Source organism: Streptomyces sp. NPDC096339, from assembly GCF_044762985.1.
Taxonomy (GTDB): domain Bacteria; phylum Actinomycetota; class Actinomycetes; order Streptomycetales; family Streptomycetaceae; genus Streptomyces.
The window spans coordinates 117,211-125,503 of the sequence record NZ_JBIWFI010000001.1; the positions used below are offsets into that span (position 1 = coordinate 117,211).

Below are 8,293 nucleotides of genomic sequence, written 5' to 3' on the forward strand. Positions count from 1 at the left end.
GGGGGATCCTTCAGTGGTCGCGTTGGCTGTTGGGGACCTTGAGGGCCGGGGCGGCGCATACGGCGATCAGGCAGACGGCGGCCTCGACGGCCCACGGGAGGACGGAACCGGCCTCCAGGAGCAGGGTGAACAGGGCGGGTGCGGCGACCATGCCGAGGGCCCAGGAGAACTGGTAGAGGCCCTGGGTGAAGCCCCCGGCCGCCTGGGGCGTGAGGGTCACCGACAGCTCGCTCAGCGCCGGCCCGAGCAGGATCTCCGCCACGCTGAACAGGACGATCGCCGCGATGAGGGCCGTCCAGGCGGTGGCGGCGGCCCCGGTGAGCGCGGGGAGCGCGAACGCCGCCATGCCCACGGTCATGATCAGGTATCCGCCGGAAACGGCGCGGCGGGGCACCTTGGGCGCCAGGTGTGCGGTGATGGCGGTCGAGCAGGCGGAGACGATGACGGTGTTGACGACGAACAGCAGGCTCGCCGCCGAGGCCGGGAGGGCCAGGACACGGGTGGTGTAGACGGCGACGAGGACGGACAGGACGGCTTGGGCGAGGACGTAGGGGATGTTGACCGCGACGAGGAGGAGGTAGCGGCGGGTGTGGTCCGCGCTGGTCACGTGGTCGTCGGGTGGTGCGCCGTCGGGCTGCGGCGGGGTGGTGGTGAGGGCGGCGAAGCACGCGGCGGCCAGCAGGTAGGTCGCGGCGTCGACCGTGATCAGCCAGCGCAGCGAGCCGTCGCCGAACAGTGTCAGGGCGCCGGCCGCCACGGCCGATCCGACGGCGAGCCCGATGTTGCGCAGCGAGCCGGTGAACGCGAACCAGGAGCGGCGTTCGGCGGCCGGGGTGACGTGCGTGATCAGGGTGCGCTGCGCGGTGAAGTACATGTTGATGCCGGCCTGGACGAGCACGTACACGCCGACGACGTGCCATGTCTCGCGGGCGAGCAGGAAGAGCGCGAATCCGATGGCGGAGAGCACGTTGGCCCATACCACGACGCGTTTGGGGCCGATGCGGTCCATGAGGCGTCCGGCGAGGAACGTGACCGGCAGGGCCAGGGCCTGTCCGACCGTCATGGCCACCCCGACCTGTGCCAGGGGAACGTTCTGGACGTCGGTGAAGTAGAGGAGCCCGAGGGGCAGGAGCATGCCGTTGCCGACGGAGTCGATCAGGTTGCCGGTGATGAAGAGGCCGTGCCCGCGCAGGGCGGGCAGTCCGAGGCGGTCGGCGACGCTCGGACGGCGGCGGGTGTCCGGGGCCGCGCTCACGGGCTCGGGTTCAGCAGGGCGCGGATCTTCCCCATGACCTCGGTCGCGGGGAAGCCGGTGGCCTCGTGCAGCTCCGTCAGGGCCTTGACCGTACGGTCCTCCTCGCCTTCGGCGAGGGTGATCACCACGATGTCTCCCTGGGAGACGCCGTCGATGACCAGGTCGTGGGCGGTGACCAGCCGGACGCGCCGCGCCAGTTCCGTCCGGACGGCCGCGGGGAGGCCGTCCCGGGCGAGGAACTCGATGGCCCAGCCGGTCCGCCCGGCCGGTCCCCCGGCGGGGGGAAGGCCGAGGGCCATGCGGGCGAGGGAGGTGAACGTGTTGGTGCCGGAGGCGGCGCACGAGAGGGTGGTGGCGCCGCCGATGCGCGGGTTGATCTCCAGGACCACGAACCGGCCGCCGGTGTAGATCATGTCGACGTTGACGGAACCCTGGACCCCGAGGGACTCGCAGAGCCCTACGAGGGTGCGCGCCACGCCGGTGAACGCGGCGTCCGCCTCTTCGCGGGGACCGCACCAGCGCAGGTCGGCGAAGGTGAAGACCGGTTCCGCCCCGGCGCGTCCGGTCCAGCACAAGGGGAGGACCTGGTAGGAGCCGGGGCGGCCCACGATGTCCACGCTGCACAGGTCGCCTTCGACGACCTGCTCCACCACCGTCGAGACCAAGGCCGGTGCCTGGCGCGGGCCGGGGTCGAGGTGGGCGTCGAGGTCGGCGGGCGAGTGAAGGGTGCGGATTCCCACGCTGGTCGAGTCCCATACGGGCTTCGACATGAGCGGGTAGCCGATGCGCCCGGCCTGGACGCGCAGGGCGTCGCGGTAGCCGGGTACCGCGAGTCCGCGTCCGGTGAGCAGGTCGGAATCGATGCGGAAGCCGTCGGGTACGTCGAGTCCGGCCCGCCGACAGAGCTGCTTGGTCTCCCACTTGTCCACCAGCAGCATCGTGGCCGTGAGGGGGCTCATCACCGTCGGGATGCCGGCCTCCTCCAGGAAGGCCTTGGCCGTGGCGTCGCGGAGCGCGTTCTCGCAGGGCAGGGAGATCGACACCGCGGCGTCCGCCCCCCAGCCGGCGACGGCGTCCGCGAGTTCCCGCGGGGTCACCCCCCGGTCGAGGCGTTGCCGGTGTCCGGGGAAGTCCTCGTCGCCGGCGGTGCCGCTGGTGTGGAACAGCCCGGATCGGATGCCGTCGGCCGCGAGGGCTCGCACGGCCCGCTGGATGTAGGGGTCTGCGCGCTGGATCCGCACCGACCGCAGGAAGGCTATCTTCCGCAACCGTCAGCCCACTTCCACTCGGGACCGGGCGGCCGCCCGGCCGGCCAGCGCGCGTGCCCTGTCCGCGGTTTCCGCGCGGGCCACCACGTGTCCGATCCGGCAGGCCGAATCGGACGGCTCCGGCACGGTGTCCCCCGGCCTCAGGTGCACCTCGCTGTGGGTGCCGGGCAGGTCGGGGATCTCCACCCGCCGCAGCACCCCGCCGTGCTCGGGCAGCAGGAACCGGATCGACGCCGCGTCGTCACGGGTCGGGGCGGTGTCGGGGACCAGGCCGAGCACGGCCTGGAGTTGGGCCACCGCTTCGTTCACGCCCGTCGCGGCCTCGACGACCTCGCACAGGTTGTCCCCCGGCAGCCGGGCACCGGTCTCGATGACGTACGGGCTCCCCGTGCCCGGGGGGATCTTCACCTCCGTGTGCGCGATGCCGTCGCGGACGCCGACGGCGAGCGCCGCCCGGGCCGCGATGTCCTGGACCTCCCTGACCAGCGGTGCGGACAGGCCGGAGGGGCAGGTGTGCCCGGTCTCGATGCGGTAGCGGCCCTCGGTGGTGTCCTTCCCGACGACCGGCAGCGGGTGCGCCACCCCGCCCGCGACCACCGTGTCGCAGGAGTACTCCCTTCCCGGGATGTACTCCTGGAGCAGGACGCGGGTGTCGAGTGCCAGGCCGTGCGGCCCGGCGTGCGTGAACCGCCGGGCGGCGGCGACCGCTTCGGCGAGCCCGTCGGGGCCGTCGACCACGGACACGCCCCACGAGCCGCCCTGTTCGGCGGGCTTCACCACCAGCGGCCATCCGAGCGCGTCCGCCGCCTGCCGGGCTTCGGCGGCGTCGTGTGCGACCGCCCAGCGGGGGGCGGGGATCCCGGCGGCGGCGAACGCCTCCCCCATCAGGATCTTGTTCCTGGGCGCGTGGGCGAGCCGGGGGTCGTTGCCGGGCAGGCCGAGGCGTTCGGCGAGGAGGGCGGCGAGCGGGGTGAACAGCTCCCAGGCGGGCGCGATCCCGGTGACGGCATGCCGTCGGCAGAAGGCCTCCATGTCCTCCAGGGCTCGCGGGGTGTCCGTCAGGTCCGTCGCGCACACCCCGGCGAGGGCGGCCCGCAGCCATTGCGGGTAGCCGTCGTGGACGTCCTCGTGGGTGGCCGCGTACAGGCGCACCCCCAGCCGGCCGGCCGCTTCGACGAGGAACCGTCCCGCGTTCCCCATCGGCTCGATCACCAGCACCCCCGGCCCGTGCGGGCCCTCCCCGATCGTCATGCCCCCAGCAAAGCCGTGGGGCGGGTGTGACGGCTATGGGCCTGACCGACGAAAACAACTCGCCTCACAGCATGGGCTTTTGGAGCAATTGCCAACGAACTGGCCAGTACGCGAAGGGTATTTAGTCGACCCACCCGATGGAATCGGACATGCGTCCCGTGATCGGATCGCCACGCTAGGCAATCCGCGCCCGCTACCCGTTCCGGGAGGCACAACCGTGACCAGCAGTTTGCACCAGCAGCTCGCCGACCACATCGACCAGGGCGTCATCCCGCCCTACCAGTACTCCTACCCGCCGCGCTCCACCTACCGCCCGCTCACCGAGGGCAAGTGGAGCATCCCCGACGTGTGGGCGAGGGATCTCGCCAACTACCAGGTCCCCGAGCTCAACCTGTACCTGCACGTGCCGTTCTGCGATCGCAAATGCGGATTCTGCAACCTCTACACGATCATCAGTACGGACGAGGACGTCTACGACGCCTACACCGACGCGCTCTGTACGCAGATCCGCGATCACGCGGAGATCATCCAGGCCCGGCGGCTGCGCACCATCTACATAGGCGGCGGTACCCCCGCCCTGCTCAAGCCGCGTCACTTCGAGCAGATCTTCAGCACCATCGGCGAGATCTACCCCAACTGGCGCTCCACGGCCGAGGAGGTCGCCGTGGAGGCGACCCCGTCGTCGATCGCCGACGCGCCCCACGAGTTCAAGGCCCTCATCGACATGGGCCTGACCCGTGCGAACGTCGGCATCCAGTCCCTCGTGCCGCGCGAGATCCGGGAAGCCGGCCGCGGCGGCGAGGACGAGGACGTCATCCGGCGCGCCGTCCGCACCGCGCACGAGCTGGGCCTGCCGGACCTCTCCACCGACCTGATCATGGGCTTCGCGGGACAGACCCCCGAGACCTGGCGGCAGAGCGTGGACGAGCTGGCGGCGCTCCAGCCCACCACCATCAGCACCTACTTCCTCACGGTGCGACCGGACGCCTGGTTCTCCAAGACCGGCGCCTACCAGTACATGTGGCAGCCCGAGTTGTACGAGCGCTACGACTACGCCCGCCAGGTCTTCCTCGACCACGGCTACGTCCAGGAGGGCTCGGTCCGCTACAAGAAGCCCGGCCGCGGCGGCTACGCGCAGAAGGTGCTCACCTTCCACGGCGTCCCCCTGCTCGGCCTCGGCGTCGGCGCCCGCTCCTACACCAGCGTGCTCGACTACATGTGCGGCAGCGTGAAGCCCTCGACGGCCGAAGTCGCCGACTACATCAAGCGGGCGCAGAACCACGACCTCGGCCCGGTCACCGGCTTCGAGCTGACCGGCGAGGAGATCGTCCGCAAGCGGCTCGTCCTCGACACCTTCGACCTCGACCTCTCCGAGCTCGACCGCTTCGGCTACCAGGAGCACGCCGCCGAGTTCGAGCCCATCCTCGACGCGGCCGAGTCCAACGGGCTCGTCCACCGCCTCGGCCGCCGCGTCCAGCTGACCCCCAAGGGGTTCAAGTACCGCGACGTCCTGTCCTGGATGTTCTACTCCGGCGCCGTCAAGGACCTCGACCGCGAGTACTACGAGAACCTGCACGCGGCGAACAAGCGCGCCCAGAAGAACATGGGGGCGACCCCGGTACGCATCACCGGCGTCGACCTGCGCGTCCGCGAGACCGCTTCATGAGCGACCTGTACGTCGCGGCGGGTGGCGGCGGGGATCCGATCGGCACGCTCATCGCCGCCCGGGCCGTCTCCGTCGACCCGGACCCGCCGCTGATCGCCACCTACGCGTGGGAGCGCCCGGAGGTGGACCCGACCGCCGGCCCCCTGGGCGCGGAGGACTTCGACGCACTGGCCGACGGTGTCGGCGGGCTCCCGGCGTTCACGGCCGCGACGCGGGCCAGGCCGCCGGCCGGATCCACCATGCCCAGCCTCGCCGCCGACCTGCCGGCCCGGCTGCTGCTGCTCGACCCGGCGCTGGGGCTCGCTCCCCTCGCCGGGCGGCTCGCCGCGGCGGCCGCCGCCGCGGGCGGGCGGATCCGCGTCGTCGACATCGGCGGCGACATCCTGACCCACGGCGACGAGCCCACCCTGCGCAGCCCGTTCGGGGACGCCCTCACCCTCGCCGCCTGCCATCTGGCAGGCGTCCCCACCACCGTGCACGTGGCGGGTCCCGGGCTCGACGGGGAGATCGGGGAGGGCACCCTCCTCGACCGCCTGGACGGGGGCTCCTCCCTCGTCCCCGGCCGGGACGCGGCCGCGGCGGCCGCCCGGGCGCTGGCCTGGCACCCCTCCGAGGCCTCCGCGCTGTGGGCCGCCGCCCTCCACGGCGCCCGCGGCACCGTCCGTACCGTCGGCGGCACCCTCCGCCTGACCGCGGCCTCCGCGGGCCTGCACCACCTGACGCTCGCCGAGGCCCTCGGGCACAACCCCGTCGCACGGGCCCTCGTCGCCGAACTCCCGGACACCCTCCAGGAGGCGGCCGACATCTCGCAGCGCGTCACCGGCATCCCCGGGCTGGAGAGCGAGCGCGTCCCCCGGGCGGCGCCGCCGCAGGAACCGCCCGCCGGGGGCCCCGCATCCCTCGACCGGGACGCCGCGATGAAGACCCTGCGCCAAGCCGCCGAGGGGGCCGAGCACGTCACCCTCCGGTACGCCGCCCGCACCCTGGGCCTCACCTGGCGGGACATCCCGGCCCTGCGGACCCTCCTCGGCAGCGACACCCCGGTGCTCACGATCGATTGAGGCGGGCGCGGCCGAGGGGGTGCGTGGTGCGGACGGGCGGCGCGACGAACGGCGCCCGCCGAGCCGACCGCCTCGGCCCGCCCGGGCCCGGGGCGCGCCCTGCGGCAAGGGCGGGACGCCCGCTCCTGGTGCGGCCCGGACATGGCCGGGGTCCTGTGCCGGGGCCGTTCGCGCGGGAGGCCCGCCGGGGACGGCATGGGCCGGTGCGGCGGAGGTGGCGGGGGTCGGGCTCGTGGTGCTCGTGGCGGGGCCGGCGGCCGGGCCGACCGTGCTGCGGGTGCACGGGCCTTGGACGCAGCTGCTGCCGGCCCGCCGGGGCACGCCCGTGGCGGTGTCCGACGGGGGTGCGCCGGGTGCCGGGGTGCTGCTGTCGCTGCTGTCGCCGGCCGGCCCGGTGCCGGCAGCCTTACAGGTGGTGGCGCTGGTGAACTGCTTGTGCACCGGACTCGTGGGGCTGTTTCCCACGGCCGTAGGGTTCGCCCCCACCGTCTCACCGTGGGGCGTCCCGGCCGTTTCCGCACAGGCCGGCGTCCGGGCAACCCGGCGAAGCGGGCTGGGAAGCGAGCGGCGTGCCGTTCGCGCGCAGCACCTTCCGCACGTCGAGGATCAGCGGGAAGACCTCCTGGTTCAGGTCCGCTCCCTGCTCGTCCCAGGCCCGCTGTTCGGCCTCGACGGCCATCCGGTCCTGGGCGAACACACGCTCGGTGAAGCGTCGGATCAACGGCCAGGCCAGGTGGAGGGCGCCGGGGACCGACGGTTTCGCGATCATGAGCAGGCCGAACACACGGCTGACGCGCTGCTCGACGTCCTCCGGTACGTAGGCGGCCCACAGGGAGAAGGCTGCCGTATCGGACGACTCGGGGACGGTCCGCAGCGTCTGGTACGGGTATCGGGTGCGGATGGTGACGACGTCGGGCCTCGCAGCGCCGCCCACGCCTTCGCCGGACAGCAGGCCCGCGCCTCGGTCCTTCCTGCCACCGGCGGGAACGAAGAGGTACCTGGCCTCCACGGAGCTCGGGCCCGTGTCATACCCGAGCAGCTTCGGCTGGATCCGGCCCAGGACACCCCGGTGGAGGAACTGGTGGTTCATGTCGAGCAGATTCTCGTGCAGGAACGAGTAGTGGCAGCGCACCGTGCGGGTGAACATCATGGTCCGGTGCCGGGCCGATTCCGCCTCCGGCAGCACAGGCAGGGGCGTGGTCCCGGCTCTGGCGGGGTCGCCCGGGAAGACGAAGACGAGTCCGTAGCGTTCACGGACGGGGTAAGAACGCACTCCCCGGGGTGGCCGCTCTGCGCCCTTGGGGAGATACGGGATCTGCGAGATGCGGCCGTCCCCGCGATAGGCCCACGCGTGGTAGCAGCAGCGGAGGACCTCACCCTCCACCACACCCATGCTCAGCGGCACCTGGCGGTGGGCACAGCGGTCCTCCAAGGCGTACGCCGTCCCGCCGGCGCCCCGGTACAGCGCGATGCGACGGCCCGCGAAGGACACCTCGCGGACCTTGCCCCTGCGCAGGCCCACGGACCGGGCCACGGGGTACCAGAAGTCCGGATCGATCCCCACGCGCCGCAAATCGACCTCGCGCGTCCCGCGGTCGCCGGCATCCGGCCCCTGCCCGCCGCTCGCAGTGGTGGCGTCGGCCTCCTGGGTCATGCGCATCCCTCTCGCTCGAGACATTCGCCCTACAGGCACAGCGAGACAAGACGAACACGGTCCGCAGGAGCGCGCGATCCGTGGTCCCACCGGCCGCTCCCGTACGTCTCACCCGGACGGCCCCACACACGGGCCGGC

General features: G+C 72.7%; 6 protein-coding genes. 2 read left to right on the forward strand and 4 right to left on the reverse strand.

The window, feature by feature from the left end:
• Positions 1-10: 10 nt before the first annotated feature.
• Genes ACIQ5Y_RS00655 through ACIQ5Y_RS00665 form a run of 3 tightly spaced genes read right to left on the reverse strand, consistent with a single transcriptional unit; the run spans position 11 to position 3,774 of the window.
• Positions 11-1,255, reverse strand: a complete 1,245-nt coding sequence (locus tag ACIQ5Y_RS00655) for an MFS transporter (RefSeq protein ID WP_403873358.1) — start codon at positions 1,253-1,255, stop codon at positions 11-13.
• Positions 1,252-2,523, reverse strand: a complete 1,272-nt coding sequence (locus tag ACIQ5Y_RS00660) for an acetyl-CoA carboxylase biotin carboxylase subunit family protein (RefSeq protein ID WP_403873361.1) — start codon at positions 2,521-2,523, stop codon at positions 1,252-1,254. Before ACIQ5Y_RS00660 ends, ACIQ5Y_RS00655 begins: the two co-directional genes overlap by 4 nt.
• Positions 2,524-2,526: 3 nt before the next feature.
• Entirely contained in the window at positions 2,527-3,774 is a 1,248-nt protein-coding gene (locus tag ACIQ5Y_RS00665; protein WP_403873364.1) for an ATP-grasp domain-containing protein, read from the reverse strand.
• A gap of 217 nt (positions 3,775-3,991) precedes the next feature.
• Between ACIQ5Y_RS00665 and ACIQ5Y_RS00670 the strand changes: the two genes are divergently transcribed.
• Positions 3,992-5,440, forward strand: a complete 1,449-nt coding sequence (locus ACIQ5Y_RS00670) for a coproporphyrinogen-III oxidase family protein (RefSeq protein WP_403873366.1) — start codon at positions 3,992-3,994, stop codon at positions 5,438-5,440.
• Positions 5,437-6,501 carry a DUF1152 domain-containing protein gene (locus tag ACIQ5Y_RS00675; protein WP_403873369.1) on the forward strand — a complete coding sequence of 355 codons (1,065 nt, stop codon included), beginning with the start codon at positions 5,437-5,439 and terminating at the stop codon, positions 6,499-6,501. The genes ACIQ5Y_RS00670 and ACIQ5Y_RS00675 overlap by 4 nt, the downstream gene beginning before the upstream one ends.
• 490 nt (positions 6,502-6,991) lie before the next feature.
• Here ACIQ5Y_RS00675 and ACIQ5Y_RS00680 read toward each other — a convergent pair whose 3' ends face one another.
• Entirely contained in the window at positions 6,992-8,155 is a 1,164-nt protein-coding gene (locus ACIQ5Y_RS00680; RefSeq protein ID WP_403873373.1) for a Rieske 2Fe-2S domain-containing protein, read from the reverse strand.
• Between the last annotated feature and the right edge of the window lie 138 nt (positions 8,156-8,293).